Source organism: Thermotoga neapolitana DSM 4359, assembly GCF_000018945.1.
GTDB lineage: Bacteria > Thermotogota > Thermotogae > Thermotogales > Thermotogaceae > Thermotoga > Thermotoga neapolitana.
Genome location: NC_011978.1, coordinates 590,360 through 606,559, shown reverse-complemented (window position 1 = coordinate 606,559; position 16,200 = coordinate 590,360). Strand labels below are relative to the sequence as shown.

Here is a 16,200-nt window from a genome sequence, read left to right as displayed (position 1 = left end):
ATTTGAACCGGGAGGAATCGAAGTGTCCAATCTGAAAAAAACTCTTTCTTTTTCATTGGGAACCTTCTTATCCAGGATCACGGGCTTGTTTCGAGATATGATACTCGCGGGAACCTTTGGTGCTTCATCCGTCCTCGATGCCTACTACATCGCCATCATCTTTCCCTTTTTTCTGAGAAGGACCTTCGCTGAGGGAGCCATGAGCTCCGCTTTTCTTCCGATATACAATCAGCTGAAAACCAGAGAAGAAAAAGAAAACTTCGCATCTGCCGTTCTCACATCCCTGGGACTTTTTACCGTCGCAATAGTCGTCTTTTCCGAAGTGTTTCCCCATCTCATGGTGACTCTTTTTGCAACAGGAGCAGAAGAGAACACGAAGACACTCGCAGCAAGCCTTCTTCGAATAACATCCCCCTTCATCACCATCGTTTTCGTCTGGGCAGTTTTTTATTCGATTCACAACTCTTCACACAGATACTTTCTGCCCGCTTTGACACCGATGTTCTCAAACCTCGGTGTGATCCTGGGCGGTCTCACCGGCAGTGTAAAATGGGCAGCCGCTGGTTTCACGCTTGGCGGTCTTACAGGATTGATCGTTCTTCTGCCGTGGAAAGAAGGATTCAGGTACAGACCGAGTTTCAAAGGTCTGTCGTACTTTTACAAGCTCTTCTTTGCCACCTTTCTGACCATGGCGGTCTCTCAGATCACAACGATAGTGGATGTGAATGTGGCCTCTTTTCTGGATCCGGGTTCTCTTTCTCTGATACAGCTTTCCAGCCGTCTTTATCAGCTTCCGTTGGGTATCTTCGGTGTGGCCGTCTCCACCGTTGCCCTCTCGACACTCAGTCAGACAGAGGATTACGAGAAAGACCTGAAAGACTTCGTCTTGAAGAACCTGTTTCTCACCCTTCCATCGTCTATAGGTCTCTTCGTACTTTCTGAAAGACTCATCTCTCTTCTGTTCGGATACGGAGCATTCACCACAGAAGCTGCAAAAAGGGCGGCCGAAATCCTCTCGATGTACGCTGTGGGACTGTGCTTTGTTTCAATGTTTCAACTTCTCTCACGTGCCCACCACGCCCAGAAAAAAGTCAAACTTCCTTTCAAAGCCACCCTGCTTGTCTCTTTCATGAACATTGTACTGGACATCGTACTCGGTTTCACCATGGGGGCAAAGGGTATCGCACTTGCCACCAGTCTTTCCTATATGACAGGGTTTTTCTTTTTGTTTTTCAAAACCAGGTTGTCTTTCGATGTGCAGATCCTCAAAATAATCGCTGCGTCGACTGTAATGGGAATAACTGTCTTCCTTGCAAAAGACTTTCTTCCAGGTAAAGTGGGAACCATCGTACTTGTGCTGCTTGGAATAGCAGTATATTTTGTCACCGGAAAAATACTGAGAATAAAGGAAATAAAGGAAATTTTCACGACAGGATCGCACTGAGATAACCCACTACCTCGAGCGTGTCTCCTGACACATCTCCACTTGTAGCATGCTTCAAAATTCTGACACTGGAAAAGCCAAGGTTCAGAAGAACCGCAACTCCTCCATAACCGCACATGCTTATGTCCTCTTTCACAAGGTATTCGTACAGCAACCTGGAATCACGTTTTTCTATCGCCTCTACAACGAGGTAGTCTTTCTTCAAGGTGGTCTTCTGATCCTCGTAATGGTTCAGATCGGTGGAGGCTATTATCAGGACGTTTCTGAAACTTTTCATCAACTCACGAACGGCGAAGGCAAGATCTTCAGCAACCGTTGGACTCTGATCCATCAAACATACTGGAACTATGGAAAAATCACCGAAGACAAACTGCAGAAAGGGAAGCTGGACTTCAATGGAATGCTCCTTCAGGTGCGAAAGGGTATCCTCTTCAGCGTATCTGGAACTGTTCAGCAGGATCTCTACCGCTTCTTCGTTCACAGGAACTCTTCCAAGCGGAGTCTCCCAGAACCCTTCCGGCCAGATCCCAACAGGCTTTCCAAGACCTGTGTGGTTCGGACCGATGATGACGACAAGTGAGGGCTTCCCAATCCTCGCCACTTCGAGAAATCCCCAGGCTGCAACCGGCCCGCTGTAGATGTAACCTGCGTGGGGAGAGACAAGACCAACAGGATTCTGGAGATTCTTTTCAACAGGACCGGGCAACTCACCTGGTCCTATTCTCCTGTCGAGAAAGCATATTCTTATCTGCTCGATCAACTCATCTTTGCGGGATGGATAAAAGAGACCCGCCACAACAGGCTCTCTGATCATGGTTCCACCACCCTGACGGTGACGAATATCATGAGATCACGTTTTTCTTTGCTTTCAGATTTTGTCCTGAAGAACTGACCTATCACTGGAAGATCTCCAAAGAAGGGTAGCTTACTCTCGCTCATGTTCGTCACCTCTCTGATGAGGCCCCCTATCACGATGGTACTGTTGTTCTTTACGATGAGGTGCGTCGTTGCCTCTCTTGTTCTTTCTCCCGGAACCTCGTTTATGTAGTTTCCAGGTTCGCTCGCCTTGACGAAGAGATCCAGTTCTATCGTATCGTCGCTTCTCACAAACGGAGTTATTGAGAGTTCTATTCCGGTCTCAAGGAATTGCACTTCCGGTGTTCCATCACCGTTTGTGTCTGTAACGTACGGTATTCTGTCTCCTATGAGGATCTTTGCCTCTTTTCCGCTGGTGGTGACGATCCTGGGGCTTGCAAGGATGTCATCCAGGGTGTTGCTCTTCTGATCTGAAAACTGAAGAGACAGAGGGGAATTCAGAATTTCATTAATGACTTTCTCAAAATCAAGATAATCTGTCACAGAGAAAGATATACTCGCTCCAGAAGAACTCAGGTCCACCCCCGTACCGCTCAGTTGCAGCCCCATTTCTTTGGTCACCATATCTATGAGCGACTTGTCCACTATCTTTGCAGAAATTTCCACCTGTTTTGTTGGTTTCTTCAGATTTTCTACAATCCTATCCAGTTCTTTCTTTATTGTCTCAGAGATTCCCGTCACCACCATGAAGTTGTTTAGAGAATCCACGTAGACTGTTCCACCGTAGAACTCTATGAGTGCCTTTATCTGATCAAAGTTGTGAGGGATATCGTAGAAGTAGCGCTTTGCAAGGTCCTGTTTGGGCCTGGAAACGACGTACACACCGTTTTTCAAGTCGAACAGATACCCATAGTTCTGAGAAACAAGATCAAGAAACTTCTCCCACGTGATTCCATCCACTCTCATGGTGACCGTCTCTGAAGGAGAATCCACGAACATCATCGAAACACCGATTTCAGAAGCGGCTTCTTTGATGAGATCGTAAAGCGAGACGTTCTCTGCTCTTATGCTCAGTTTTCCATCTGATACGGTCACATAATCTTTCTTTGTCCTTGCCAGAGATTTTTCTCTCTCTTCCTCGATGAGTTCTGCTGCCTTTTCAACGATGTCTTCTGGACCTTCAATGACCATCTGGCCCATCTTCGGAAAGACCGTGATTTCGAGACCATCGAAGAGTCTTTTCAGATAAGCGGAGAGTTCTGCGGGATCGACATCGGAGGGTATGGACACATTTCTTTTTGCTTTCTTTTTCGATGCTTCCTGCTCTTTTTCTAGGAACGAATCGAGGAGCTTTTTCACTTTCTCAGATTGAGAAACCGGAACTTCCACCAGCACCAGATTGAGCCTGTCAAGGTAAACAACCTGCTTGACCTCCGGTATGAGCACTTCAAGGAACGTTTTGAACTGGTCGAACGGAAAACCGGTGGGTACCTCGAACGTGAGACGGTCTAAAACGTTTTCCTCCAGCACCTTCTGATGTCTTTCATAGAAGGAACGATATATGTCTGAGAGTTTCTCCACAGACTCTGAAGGTCCTTTGAGAACAAGAAGTTTCAACTCGTTGAGGGTAATACACAGAACATCCGGATACAATTTCTCTGAAAAAGCCACAAACTCATCGACTGGGAAAGAAGAATCTATTTCAAGAAATTTCACTGTCTCTTCTGCCCGAACTTCTCCCAGTTTTTCCAGAACCGCCTTGAACTGCTCCTGGGCCTTTTTCACACTTTCTTCTGGTCCTTCGAGCAAAACAACACCATCCATCACCTCATAAACAACTCCTGTGTTTCTTCCAACCACATCGAGCACTTTTGCGGGATTTTCCAGCCATTTTGGAAGTTCAACGAACACCTGGACTGTCTCTTTTGAACTCAGTATCTTTTGAAGAAGATCCATGGCACTTTTGACTTCAAGTTCGCTTCCGATAACAGCTATCTCATTTCCCAGCTCTTCCACAGAGACATCGTAGAGTTGACTGAGCACCGCCTTTAACCTGTCGAGAGGAACGGTTTCAACTTTTTTCACAAACCGCACCGTTTTCTCTTCCGAAACGATGGCTTTCAGTTCTTCGGCTGCTTCCTGAAGCTTCTTTTCATCCGAACCGCTGAGCATGAGCATTTTCAATGCAGAGAAGTAGTCGATCTCCACATTGTACTTTGCCGAGACAAACTTTTTCAAATCCTCCAGACTTTCTTCCTTCAAAGAAATCCTCAAAAATTGAGTGTGTCTGGTCTGAAGTTTGTTCAGATACTCCACAGCGCTATCGACAGAACCCAGAGGTCCTTCGATGAAGACGAACCTTCCCACTTTGTTCACCGAGACACCGTACATTCTTGAGACAGCCTCGAGCAGTTCCGATTGAACATCTTGCTTCAACTCAAAAGTTCTCGCGGTGAAGTTTTTCCTTCTGAGTTTCAGGAGTTTTTCCAGAACAGGAGAGATCTTCTCATACACACTTTTGGGAACAGAAAGAGACACCTTCACATTCTCTCCATCGATGTTGAGAAGTTTCATTCTAGAATCGGGAACGCCGAGAAACTGAAGCGCTTCTTTCAAGAAACTCTCTTCGCTCTTTTTCACATCGAAGTAGTACGTGGTGCCAAGTTCCAGGTTGTTCTGTGCTATAAAGTCCACCAGATCTTTTTCTCTATCCACAGGCACCTGACAGATGACAAGGTTCATCTCTTCGTAGGCCTGAGCATCTATTCCAAGAATCAACCTGATCAAACTGGCTGCAGTCTCTGGATCATAAGCGTAAAAAACGAATTTCTTCGTGGGAACGGTTTGAGGCTCGTTCTGTTCCACGCCAGTTTCCAGGATCTTCAGGTACCTTTCAACCTTCGCGATGGTCTCCGAATCTCCCACAAGAATCACTCTGGACACAGGTTTCAGAAGATGATATTCGAATTGATAGACGTTTTTCAGTGCAGACAGGAGTTCTTCTACCTTATTTACCTCCACCGAGAAGGAGACTTCTTTCTGCTGAAGAGGAGGAGAGACGGAAAGAAGACTCGCCACAAGATCGTGCTCTTCTGATGTTCCGTAGACAAAGAGTACTGATTTCGATGGAAGGTAGTCTATCATGGCCTCCTGTGAAATTAGGCTCTTTATTCTGTCTGCCACGCTCTGGTTTTCCACTCTGTATATCCCCCAAAACCTCTGAAACCTTCCAGAAACCTCTTCGTACTTTCCTATGAACATCGTTCCATCGGGGAAGTAAGCGTAGGCAACTTCCCCAAAGGTCACAAGAAGATCTCTCAAGGCATCCTCCGGTGTTACGTTGTTCAGTTTCAGACTCGTCGTTGCGTTTTTCACGCTTTCCGAAACTATCACGTTGAGGTCCAACCTTTCAGCAAGATACTTCACCATGTCTTCAAAGGGCATGTTCTCAAAGGACACGTCTATTCTTTCTTTGCTTCTTGGAAATTTCATGATCACTTTGTTTCCCTCTACTTCATAATTTCCCGGGAAAGGAACCAATAAACTCGCAGATACCATAACACCGTTTCCAACATTCACAACACGGACACCTTCGACGGGACCGACGCCAACTGGAACCATGAACCTGCTTATCTTCATTTGGACTCCTTTCAGAAACACAGAGAACACGGTCCTGGAAGAATTCATCTCTGCTGAGACATCCTCCACGGGGGAGGAAGTCTGGACCTCTATGAGCACCTGATCCTCCTCTATCCGCGGCAGCACTCCCACAAGTTCAACGGAAAACAGCGTCCCGACGATTAGAAAGAAAAGTATAAGAAGAGCTTTTTTCATGGTCAACACCCCTTTTCACCTTATTGAAAAAAATCTTCCATTTTCAACATCCAGTACCAGTACTCCTAAACTGGAAACGTAGGTGACAACGTACTTTTCAAAAACAGGATTTTCTCCTGATATCTCAAAGCGCTTTTTGCCGTCGGAAAGAAAGATCCTCACACCATCATCCGTTTTGATGAAACCAAGGAAACTGTAGTTCAGCGCTGGAAGAGTCACTATGAGGGTATCGGCCGCTTCTTTTCCAAAAGCAAGTTTGACAGGACTGAAGACCCTCGGCAGATCTTCAGGGGTGTTTTCAATCACCATTTTTTTCAAATCTGGATCGATGTGTATCCTGCTCACAAGAGAAACAAAGTCCACCGTATTTTCCTGCTGAATAGTCGTCACACCTGAACTTCCTCTGAAGAGATAGAAGAACGCCACCACCCAGACTGCACCCATCACTACCAGTAAAACAATCGTTCGCCGACTCACCGTTTCACCTCTTCCACATCCAGAGAGATCTTTACCTTCGGCTGAGATATTGACAGTCCCAGAAAGTCAACAGGTATCACTTCATTTGCATCGATCACCATCTGTTTCACCGTCACCTTCCTTGTCGATATGAGGTTTCTGAGAAGGGTTTCTACTTCTATCACGCTGATCTCTCCGTTTCCCACCATGCCATCGAAATCAGGAGTACTCTCTATAGCTTTCAGAACCTCCATGTACTCCTTTTGTTTTTCACGGAATATTCTGTATGCGGGTGCAAGGTTTGCCAGTCTTTTTTCAACCTTTCTGGTGTTGGACATGAAGATCACAAAGTCCGGAACAACCAGGCCAAAAACCAGTACCAGGAGAGTCAGAACAGAAAACCAGATGGCAAACTTCCGGCTGATTCCTCTCATTTTTTCGCCACCCCATACTCCAGCCTGTATTTTTTCATGGTGTATCCTTCTGGAAGATGCTCTTCGAACAGAAGTTTCAGATTTATTCTCCCGTCCTTCAGAAAACTCTCTGGCAAAACCTCCTGAGTTTCTCTGGAAACCTCATAAAACTCCAGGATCACGCTCTCCGGAGAAAAGCTCAGATAACTCAACGTCCTGCCTTGCTTTTTGAAAATCTCCGTGAACAAATCAGAAAAATCCTCCCATTTCTTTCTCTTTTCAAGATATGAATTCAAAGAATTCACCTTAGACTCCAGGGTTCTTATCTGATTCAACAGCACGTCCTCGATTCGGGACACCTCTTCCAGGTTTTTGGACGAGTCGATGGAAAGGTTCACAGAATACGCGTTGAGGATCTCCGCGTATCTGTTTTCCAGATTTTCCACCATCTGTTCCTTGACGTATCTGAAGTAAACGTTGAACGAAACAGGTGGAAGCAGCATTACAGCAAGAAGAACAACGAAGGTGGTTAACTTCACCTTACGTTTCTTATACGGATAGATGTTTAACCTTTCCAATTTCCCTTCCCCCTCTCAACACCAGCCCCAGTCCTCCCATCGACACACTGGACTTCACGAAAGGAACAGGTCCTTCTTTCAAGACCGTGCCTTCGAACTTCTGCAGGGCCTGCATGAAAGACTGGAAGAAAACCGGTGGATCGATGATGTAAAAGAACTGATCCGCTATATCGAGCGAAACCTCGTCGAGTGATATCTTCACCTCTCTGTCCAGCTCCAGAAGAAAATCTCCAAAGTATGGCTGGAGAAAGTCCAGAGAAACCTCCACCATTCCCTCGAACAGTTCTTTCGGTTGTATACCTGTGTTTTCCGCCACAACGTCCATGTAATCCCAGAAGATAGAAAAGACCATTCTGCAGGATCTATAATGATCGTCTTTCAGAACCACAATGGAGTAGTAGTCGTTGAAAAACGAAGCCACAACGAGAACGGTGATGCCCTTTAAGCGCCTCTTGAAATAAAAATCGAAGAATTCCAGGTACTTCACAACATCCGGTATCACCACATCCGTTTCAGGAAAGCCCGCTTCCATCAACTCCGAAACGAACGCTTTCACCTGATTCACTTTCGACACGAAGAACAACCCTTCCCCCTCGTGTATTTCAAGGGGAGCAACGATCAGCTGTTCGGGAACTATTCCGAGGTTCCTGGATATCTCCATGGTGGCATATTCAATAGCGTTCTGCCTGTTCAGAGATGGTGGGACCTTTATTCTCATGATCAGAACGTTCTCCATGGGCATGTTCGCAACTACGATGTCTTCAAGGTCTTTCTCCATACCTTTCATCAGGCTGGAAATGGTTTCTTTTCTTTTTTCATCGTCGAGAGTGTCCCCCACACTGGATACTTTTTTTAGAACTCTGAGTTTTGAACCCCGTTTTCTGGCACGAACGATCTCCACACAGTGAGAGCACAGATTCAACGCCAGGATATCGTTGTAGAAGATCTGCAAGCTATCTCCCCCTGTATATCCTCATTCTTCCGGTGACAGGCTCAACCGTTATTCTCCATCCTTCACCGTAGACCGTGCCGGCCGTCGATACAAATCCGTTCATGAAAGTAACGTCTTCACCATCGATTGATCCTTCAGATTGAAAAGAAAACGGGAATCTATAGACCGTCTTTTCCTTTTTGAGTGGATCGTAAACTGTTATTCTTCCAGTGTCTACTATTGTTAGGATACCATTTCTAGAAGCCAATTCTAGAGATTTCATGGCCTTTATCTTGACAACGATCGATTGAACATCCTCTTCTGATTCTTTCCAGAGAATGGGGATGAAAAAGCCCATTATCATAAGTGAAACAGCAAGAACCACAAGGATTTCGACTGTACTCATCCTCCAATGCTCCTTTGAAGCTGGAAGACGGTGGTGTAGATAGAATACGCAAGAAAAGCCACAAATCCGCCAACTCCAGCTATCAAAAGTGGCTCCACCAGTGAAACCAGTTGCTTCACACTGTTTCGCACGATGTCCTCATAGAAATCTGCCACCCTTTCCATCACTTCGTCGACCTTTCCTGTTTCTTCGCCTGTCCCTATCATCTCGTAAATGAGTTGAGGAAACACACCACTCTCTGCAAATGTATCTCTTAACGTCTTTCCTTCCGATACTCTCTGCACCATTTCCTCACTCTTTCCTATGATAGAAGGTGAGTTGGAAGCCTGGGCTGCCATTCTGATCGCGTCCGTTATCCTCACACCACTGCTCACGAGGATTCCAAGAGTTCTGGCGAAGCGCTCAAGTCCCATGTTTCGTCTGAGCTTTCTGACTGGAGGAAACAGGAAAGAAAGGTACTCTTTTATGTAAGTTCCGTACCTTGATTTCATGAGGACGAAGAACCCAAAGACAGCACCCGCCATAACGACAGAAAACCATGGCCAGTTCTCACTGAGGAATTCGTTCACCTTCAAAAGGGATTGGATCGTGGGTGATAAAGGAATAGAAGTTCCAAAGGCTCGAACGAGATTGGGAAGAATGTAGAAACTGATCACAAGAACGATCACAACGGCAAAGAAGAGGACAAAAAGAGGATAGGCCATCGCGGATTTAACTTCATCCTGGAGCCTCTTCACACTCTCGTAGAAATCCGCTGCCCTCCTCAGGGTTCTGTCCAGGACACCCCCCTCTTCACCTGCTTCCAACATGCTGATCAACACGTTGTCGAAAACCCCCACCTTTCGAAAGGCATCGGCTAGAGTATCACCGGTTTCCACGTTGATGGCTATTTCCAGTATGATCTTTCTGAATCGTTTCGAGAAGACCTCCTGACGAGCGAGTATGTTCAACGCCTCTTTTATCCTTATACCGGCCGATATCATTATGGAAAGCTGACGACAGAAGGTGGCGATTTCGCTGATGGAGATCTGAAAGAATGGAGTGCTCCTTTTAGGACTCTTGCGTTCTTCGACACGAACGACCATCAAACCTCTTTCGGCGAGAAGTGAGATCGCCTTCAACTTGTTTTCCGCTTCTATAACCCCCGTTACTTTCTTTCCACTCCCCTCCACGGCAACGTATTTGTAAAAAGGCATCCTAAGAGATCATCCCCTTTATCCTCAAGAGTTTCACCACGTGTTGCTTTTCCTGATTTATTATGCTCCTGACAAGATCCTTTGCTCTCTCGTTTTTCAGAAGTTCGAGGATTTCGTAGTAAAAGATTATGGTCTCTTTTTCCACAGATATGGAAAAATCGATCGCCTCCTCGACGGATCTTTCTTTCAAATATTTTTCCATCGTGGCAGCATCGGGGAAGAACCTTCCTTCTACGAAACTCTTCAGATACTCCTCTGCGTCTTCGAGATTCAGGTACGTTTCCTCATCTACTCCCAGCTCTTCTCCTATGCTCTCAAACGTTCGGGCATGCTCTGCTTCCTGACGGGCCATGTAAGAGAAGAACTCCTTTATATCTGGTTTCTCGAAACGTTCCGCCAACTTCCTGTAGAATTCTTCCCCATCCTTTTCTACCCTTACAGCAATGCTCAACAGCTCCTTTGCCGAGAACATGTTTACACCTCCCTGAGAAAATTATAAAACATCTCTTTCAAAGTTTGAAGATTTTTTATTTTCATCATCTCATCCCTGAATCTTCTCGCTCCTTTCAGATTTTTCGTGTATCCCGCTACAAATTTTTTGATCTCTTTGATGGCTTTTTCCTCTCCCTTGTCTTCCACCAGAAGACTCAGGTGCATCTCAAAAGACCTCAAAATCTCGTCCGTGGAAGGTTCAGAATATTTCCCACGTTCTAGGAAGTCCTTTATCTGTTTGAACAGCCAGGGTCTTCCAATTGCACCACGGGCAACAAGGACCCCATGACAACCACTTTCTTCGAGGGCCCGTTTGGCATCCTCTGGAGAGAATATGTCTCCACTCACGAAGGTGGGAATTTTCTTGTCCAGAACAGAAAGGCTCTTCCAGTCGGCTTTTCCAGTGAAAGCCTGAGCAACTGTTCTTGTGTGAATGAACACTTCGTCAACACCTTCTTCCACAAGGATCTCGTATATCTTCGAAATCTGATTTTCATTCCAGCCAAGACGCGTTTTAACTGTGAATTTTCCTTTCACATGCTTTCTGAGTTCTTTCACAACTGCCCTGAAAAGATCCAGATCCCTCAAAAGACCACCGCCTGCTCCCTTTTTAACCACCTTTCTCACGGGACACCCTGCGTTCAGATCTATCCATGGGTACTCATCAGAGAGCACATCGGCTGCTCTGGAAAGCTCCTCAGGATCGCTTCCAAATATCTGAACGGCCACGTTCTTTTCCTCAGGAGAGGGAAGCAGTTCTCTTGTTTTCTCCGAATTCATGAGAAAACCCTTTGCACTCACCATTTCAGAGAACGCAAAATCTGCTCCCCATTTAAAGCACACCGTACGGAAAGCCCTGTCAGTGTATCCCGCCATCGGTGCAAGTCCCACTTTGACCATAGAAGGCCTCCACCTCTTCCCTGATTTCCTCCGGGACAAATCCCTTCAAAGTCTTTCCGGCAAGTGCTCTTTTTCGAATCTCAGTGGAGGAGATCTGAATTATGGGCATATCCAGGAAGATGATCTTGCTCAGATCCCCCAGCACTTTTCTGGCATGTTCATGATAAGGCTTCCCACAGTAACGCGGATAAACAACCAGGTTCGCCTTTTCGAGGATATCGCGGTACCTGTACCACTTCTCGAAATAAGACAGAGCGTCCTCTCCGACGATGAAGAATGGTTTGGTCTTGTACAGATTGGAAAAATGCTCTATGGTGAAGATCGAGTACGAAACACCTCCCCGCTGCCTTTCATAATCGCTCACTTCTATCTTTTCGATGCCACCGAAGACTTTCTTCAGCCATTCGAACCTCTTTTCAAAGGGAATGGACGTTTTTTTGTGGGGAGGATTGTAAGCGGGAACCACGACCAGTCTGTCCAGTTCCAGGATCTCCAGAGTGTACAGACACACAATAATATGACCGACATGCACAGGATCGAAGGCTCCACCGAATATTCCCACCTTACTCCCTGTACTCGAACTCGAAATTTCCGATCCTGACAACATCCCCTTCTTTCACCCCTGCCTCTTTCAGTTTCTCTTCCAGGCCGTTTTTCTCAAGAATCTGAAGAATCAGAAGCCTTGCATCTCTCTGGTTCAGATCAAACCTTTCCATCCACACCCTGAGGCCTTCTCCTTCGACCACCCATTGTCCGTCTTCTTCCTTCACAACCTCTACTTCAAATCTCTCAGGAAGTTTTCTCCAAACGGGAGCAGGTTTTTCCATTGGGTGATCTTTCTTTTCTTTTCTCTCTTCCCTCTCTATTCTCTCCTTTCGAACTATGGAAGCCACCCTGTCAAGGAGAAGATCAACTCCTTCGCCCGTTACGGCAGAAATCGGAATAACTTCCTTTCCTATTGAACTTTCGATCTCCTTTATTCTCTGGGGAAGTTTTTCTCTTTCCAGAAGATCTATCTTGTTTGCGACCACTATCTCTGGCTTTTCCAGGAGGAACGGAGAGTACTTCTTCATCTCCTCTCTTATGATGAAATAGTCTCTTGCTGGATCTTCCCTTTCAAAGCCACTCACATCGAGCATGTGAACTATCACAAAACACCTTTCAACATGCCTCAAAAAGACGTTTCCGAGGCCTACTCCTTCGCTCGCTCCCTCGATGAGGCCGGGAATGTCAGCGACCACGAAACTGAAATCACCGTATTTGACAACCCCCAGGTTGGGAACAAGTGTGGTGAAGGGGTAGTTTGCTATCTTCGGTCTTGCGTTGCTGATGCGTGCTATCAGAGAAGATTTTCCAACGTTCGGATACCCCACAAGCCCCACATCCGCCAAGATCTTGAGTTCAAGTTCCAGCCACCTGGCTTCACCCTTTTCACCCTTTTCTGCGATCAAAGGAGCCTGTCTTGTGGGAGTCGAAAAGTGAGCATTTCCCCTTCCTCCTCTGCCTCCGCGTGCGACACACACTACCTTTCCAGGTTCGTCCAGGTCTGCAATGATCTGACCGGTGGAGGCATCCTTTACCACCGTTCCAACCGGAACATCTATGTAAAGATCTCTTCCGTTTCTTCCCTTCATCTTCTTTCCCATACCGTGCTTCCCATTTTCTGCAAAAAATTTTCTTTTATTCACAAACTCGATCAGCGTTGAAAGAGAGGGATTGGCCCTGAGGAACACAAATCCTCCGTCTCCTCCATCACCACCGTCGGGCCCGCCCTTTGGGACATATTTTTCCCTTCTGAAACTCACACAACCGTTTCCGCCGTCTCCTGCTTTCACAAAGATCTTCACACGATCAACAAATTCTGCACTCTTTATGTTCAACTCAAAACCCTCCTGAACATCTTTTCTATCACATCGAGTTTTTTCAGAAGATCCATATCCTGAATCTTCTCGAAAAGTTCCCTTATCAAGACTCTTTCTTTCCTGAATATGTTCAGTTTGACGAGTAAATCCACAGTTCCACAGGTTGTCTCCACTTTTCTGGCTATCAAAGCCACGAATTTCTTCCTGTTCTCAGGAATCGCATGAAGAGGTGGTAATCGAAAGTTCTTGCCGTAGTGTATTCTGTCTCCAAAAGGGGAGAGTTCAAGGTAAATTTCCTGAGAAGATTCCTTCAGCAGGCTGTAGAGAAACAACTCTTCAATTCTGCTCAGATCAAAGGTTTTGAAGAAGTTTCTTGGTTTGATGTACAGTTTCGGATTCTTCGGCGATTTTGGGACTTTCATCTTCTCCATTTCTTTCAACACTTCCGATTTTATAGCACCGGCCGCAACTCCAAACAAAACCCCTCCTCCCAGCTCCAGAAGCGTCTGATGTGGAAGAAGAACACTCTGAACAGCATCCAGCAGGACCTCCACATCGTCTGAAGTTCCCCATATCCTGAGCTCTGAAAATTCCGCATCGATGTGCCTGGACACCTCGAAGTACTCCGGAACCTTCTCTTTCACGGTTTTTGTCAACTCTTCCAGCATCCTCGAAAGAGAGTTTTTCAGGTGTGGGGGTTCGTTTCTCCACCCAGCACCAAAAACCAGGGAGAAACAGAAGCTTTTTGCGGGTTTCCCTTCAAATATCAGCTCCATTCTTTCCATCCCCTCATGATCTCATCGAAGTTGTAACCTTTCAGTTTTGCTCTATTTTCCACAAATCTCAGAAACTCTTCCTCGCTCATCGTCTTCACCTTCAACGCCTTTGCCTTTTCGTACTTGGAACCTGGATTTTCCCCAACGATGAGATAGTCGGTGTTCTTACTCACCGAGTTGACCACTCTGGCTCCCAGTCTCTCCAGAAATTCGATGATCTCCTCTCTTGTGAAGTTTTTCAGCGTGCCGGTCACGGCAAACGTCAGTCCTTTCAGCACATCGTACTTTACGGTTTTCTCTTCAAGTTTCACCCCTGCCTTTTTCAGTTTTTCTATAATCTCCCTTGTCTTCGGATTTCTGAAGTACTCTACAATGCTCCTTGCTATTTCCGGTCCGATTCCTGGAATGTCCTTCAACGTTTCGTAGGAAGCCTCGGCTATTGCTTCAAGAGATTTGAAGTGTTCTGCAAGAATCTTCGCCGTTTTTTGCCCCACCATCGGTATTCCAAGACCGGTTATGAGCTTGTGCAGGGGTCTTTTCTTTGCTTCTTCTATCTCCTGCAGAATCTTCGCGATCGTTCTCTGGCCAATACCGGGGCCAAGCTGGGCAAGATCAAAGGGTGTGAGATAGAAGATGTCCGCTATGTCCTTAACCAGACCTGAATCCACCAGTCTGTCTATGATCTTTTCACCAAGCCCTTCGATATCCAGCGCCTCCCGGGACACAAACGTCCTCAGTGCCCTCTTCAGCTTCGCCGGGCAGTGAGGATTCAGACATCTGATTGCAACCTCATCAGGAGAGAGTTTTCCCACTTTTCCACCACAAACCGGACAACTCTGGGGAGGCTTTATCTCCTTTTCGCTGCCAGTTCGCAACTCTGGTATTGATTTCACTATTTGGGGAATGATTCCCCCTGCCTTTTCAACGAATACGTAGTCACCTATTCGTATGTCCTTTTCTCTTATATACTCGAAATTGTGAAGGGAGGCCCTTTTCACGATAGTTCCTGCAAGTTGGACGGGTTCGAGTTCTGCCACCGGTGTCAGAACACCCGTTCGACCAACCTGTATCGTGACATCGAGGATCCTCGTTCTGGCCTGCTCCGCAGGGAATTTGAAAGCGATCGCCCACCTTGGTGCCTTGGAAGTCTCCCCCAGAACTTTCTGGAAATCGAACCTGTTCACCTTCACCACAACTCCATCAACCCAGTAGTCCAGTTCCCTCTTTCTTTCTTTCCACTCTCTCCAGTACTCGATCACCTCCTGTATGTTCTTGCACAGTCTTGAATGCGGGTTCACTTTAAATCCTATCTCTTTCAAAAACTGGAGCGCTTCCCACTGAGTTTTGAGGCCGTAATTTTCGGGATGAACAACGTAATAGATGAAAGAATCGAGTCTTCTCGAAGCCACGAGAGCGGTGTTCAGCTGACGGAGAGTCCCCGCCGCCGCGTTTCTTGGGTTGGCAAAGGGAGGAAGTCCTTCTTCTTCTCTCTCCTCGTTCAGTCTTTTGAACTCATCCACCGGCATGTAAATCTCCCCTCTCACCTCAATGGTGAGGGGTTTTCTCAACCTCAGTGGAACACTTCGAATGGTTTTCACATTCTCGGAAACGTCTTCACCCTCCACTCCGTCCCCACGCGTTGCTCCCAGAACGAAGCGACCGTTTTCGTACCTGAGAGCGATCGAAACACCGTCTATCTTCAGTTCGGCAACGTATTCCACTTCCGACTCCTGAAGCGTCTTCTTGACACGTTTGTCGAACTCAATGATCTCCTCTTCGTTGTAGGTGTTGTCCAGACTCAACATGGGTACGGAGTGTTTGACGGTTTTGAATCCCTCGAGAACCTTCCCCCCGACCCTCTGAGTCGGCGAGTCTGGAGTAACCAGTTCTGGGTACATTCTTTCCAGTTCTATGAGTCTTCTCATCAATCTATCGTATTCCTCATCGGTTATAACTGGGTCGTTCAAAACGTAATATCTGTAGTTGTGGTATTCTATTTCCTCGCGCAGTCTTTCCACTTCCTCTATTACCTCTTTTGGAATCTGTCTCATTTTTTCACCCCCTCTAAACATTATAATCCTGTCTGGTATAATCCC

At 46.3% G+C, this 16,200-nt stretch carries 15 protein-coding genes; 1 reads left to right on the top strand and 14 read right to left on the bottom strand.

Annotated elements, in window-relative coordinates:
* The first annotated feature begins 22 nt into the window (after positions 1-22).
* Positions 23-1,444: a murein biosynthesis integral membrane protein MurJ gene (gene murJ / locus CTN_RS03035; RefSeq protein WP_038066829.1), complete on the top strand. Its 1,422-nt coding sequence runs from the start codon at positions 23-25 to the stop codon at positions 1,442-1,444.
* Here the strand turns inward: murJ and amrB are convergent.
* From amrB to ligA, 14 genes are read right to left on the bottom strand one after another with little or no spacing between them, the layout of a single operon-like run.
* A complete protein-coding gene (amrB, locus tag CTN_RS03030; protein WP_015919100.1) occupies positions 1,425-2,258 on the bottom strand; it encodes an AmmeMemoRadiSam system protein B in 834 nt (277 codons plus the stop codon). The two genes, murJ and amrB, sit on opposite strands and share 20 nt — an antisense overlap.
* A complete protein-coding gene (locus CTN_RS03025) occupies positions 2,255-6,094 on the bottom strand; it encodes a type II secretion system protein GspD (RefSeq protein ID WP_038066826.1) in 3,840 nt (1,279 codons plus the stop codon). The genes amrB and CTN_RS03025 overlap by 4 nt, the downstream gene beginning before the upstream one ends.
* A gap of 15 nt (positions 6,095-6,109) precedes the next feature.
* Positions 6,110-6,571: a hypothetical protein gene (locus CTN_RS03020; RefSeq protein ID WP_015919098.1), complete on the bottom strand. Its 462-nt coding sequence runs from the start codon at positions 6,569-6,571 to the stop codon at positions 6,110-6,112.
* Complete coding sequence (locus CTN_RS03015; protein WP_015919097.1) at positions 6,568-6,984, bottom strand: hypothetical protein; 417 nt, start codon at positions 6,982-6,984, stop codon at positions 6,568-6,570. The genes CTN_RS03020 and CTN_RS03015 overlap by 4 nt, the downstream gene beginning before the upstream one ends.
* Positions 6,981-7,502, bottom strand: a complete 522-nt coding sequence (locus tag CTN_RS03010) for a hypothetical protein (RefSeq protein ID WP_244857380.1) — start codon at positions 7,500-7,502, stop codon at positions 6,981-6,983. Before CTN_RS03010 ends, CTN_RS03015 begins: the two co-directional genes overlap by 4 nt.
* Before the next feature lie 10 nt (positions 7,503-7,512).
* The gene (locus tag CTN_RS03005) at positions 7,513-8,493 is read right to left on the bottom strand and encodes a hypothetical protein (RefSeq protein WP_015919095.1); all 981 of its coding nucleotides are present in this window, start codon (positions 8,491-8,493) and stop codon (positions 7,513-7,515) included.
* Between the two features lies 1 nt (position 8,494).
* Positions 8,495-8,878 (bottom strand): hypothetical protein, encoded by a 384-nt coding sequence (locus CTN_RS03000; RefSeq protein ID WP_015919094.1) that lies wholly within the window; start codon positions 8,876-8,878, stop codon positions 8,495-8,497.
* Positions 8,875-10,074 (bottom strand): type II secretion system F family protein, encoded by a 1,200-nt coding sequence (locus CTN_RS02995; protein WP_015919093.1) that lies wholly within the window; start codon positions 10,072-10,074, stop codon positions 8,875-8,877. Before CTN_RS02995 ends, CTN_RS03000 begins: the two co-directional genes overlap by 4 nt.
* Position 10,075: 1 nt before the next feature.
* On the bottom strand, positions 10,076-10,546 hold the full coding sequence (locus tag CTN_RS02990; RefSeq protein WP_015919091.1) for a ferritin-like domain-containing protein: 471 nt from the start codon (positions 10,544-10,546) through the stop codon (positions 10,076-10,078).
* Positions 10,547-10,548: 2 nt separating this feature from the next.
* A complete protein-coding gene (locus CTN_RS02985) occupies positions 10,549-11,466 on the bottom strand; it encodes a tRNA dihydrouridine synthase (RefSeq protein ID WP_038066822.1) in 918 nt (305 codons plus the stop codon).
* On the bottom strand, positions 11,426-12,073 hold the full coding sequence (nadD, locus tag CTN_RS02980) for a nicotinate (nicotinamide) nucleotide adenylyltransferase (RefSeq protein ID WP_038066819.1): 648 nt from the start codon (positions 12,071-12,073) through the stop codon (positions 11,426-11,428). Before nadD ends, CTN_RS02985 begins: the two co-directional genes overlap by 41 nt.
* On the bottom strand, positions 12,030-13,346 hold the full coding sequence (obgE, locus tag CTN_RS02975; RefSeq protein WP_015919088.1) for a GTPase ObgE: 1,317 nt from the start codon (positions 13,344-13,346) through the stop codon (positions 12,030-12,032). The genes nadD and obgE overlap by 44 nt, the downstream gene beginning before the upstream one ends.
* Positions 13,343-14,104 (bottom strand): hypothetical protein, encoded by a 762-nt coding sequence (locus tag CTN_RS02970; RefSeq protein WP_038066815.1) that lies wholly within the window; start codon positions 14,102-14,104, stop codon positions 13,343-13,345. Before CTN_RS02970 ends, obgE begins: the two co-directional genes overlap by 4 nt.
* Positions 14,095-16,155, bottom strand: a complete 2,061-nt coding sequence (gene ligA, locus CTN_RS02965; protein WP_038066811.1) for an NAD-dependent DNA ligase LigA — start codon at positions 16,153-16,155, stop codon at positions 14,095-14,097. Before ligA ends, CTN_RS02970 begins: the two co-directional genes overlap by 10 nt.
* Positions 16,156-16,200 lie beyond the last annotated feature (45 nt).

What these genes read in the sequence shown, in the direction of transcription:
- amrB (WP_015919100.1), bottom strand. Translation starts at nt 2,258, where the DNA reads ATGATCAGAGAGCCTGTTGTGGCGGGTCTCTTTTATCCATCCCGCAAA.
- CTN_RS03025 (WP_038066826.1), bottom strand. Translation starts at nt 6,094, where the DNA reads ATGAAAAAAGCTCTTCTTATACTTTTCTTTCTAATCGTCGGGACGCTG.
- CTN_RS03015 (WP_015919097.1), bottom strand. Translation starts at nt 6,984, where the DNA reads ATGAGAGGAATCAGCCGGAAGTTTGCCATCTGGTTTTCTGTTCTGACT.
- CTN_RS03000 (WP_015919094.1), bottom strand. Translation starts at nt 8,878, where the DNA reads ATGAGTACAGTCGAAATCCTTGTGGTTCTTGCTGTTTCACTTATGATA.
- CTN_RS02995 (WP_015919093.1), bottom strand. Translation starts at nt 10,074, where the DNA reads ATGCCTTTTTACAAATACGTTGCCGTGGAGGGGAGTGGAAAGAAAGTA.
- CTN_RS02990 (WP_015919091.1), bottom strand. Translation starts at nt 10,546, where the DNA reads ATGTTCTCGGCAAAGGAGCTGTTGAGCATTGCTGTAAGGGTAGAAAAG.
- CTN_RS02985 (WP_038066822.1), bottom strand. Translation starts at nt 11,466, where the DNA reads ATGGTCAAAGTGGGACTTGCACCGATGGCGGGATACACTGACAGGGCT.
- nadD (WP_038066819.1), bottom strand. Translation starts at nt 12,073, where the DNA reads ATGTTGTCAGGATCGGAAATTTCGAGTTCGAGTACAGGGAGTAAGGTG.
- CTN_RS02970 (WP_038066815.1), bottom strand. Translation starts at nt 14,104, where the DNA reads ATGGAGCTGATATTTGAAGGGAAACCCGCAAAAAGCTTCTGTTTCTCC.
- ligA (WP_038066811.1), bottom strand. Translation starts at nt 16,155, where the DNA reads ATGAGACAGATTCCAAAAGAGGTAATAGAGGAAGTGGAAAGACTGCGC.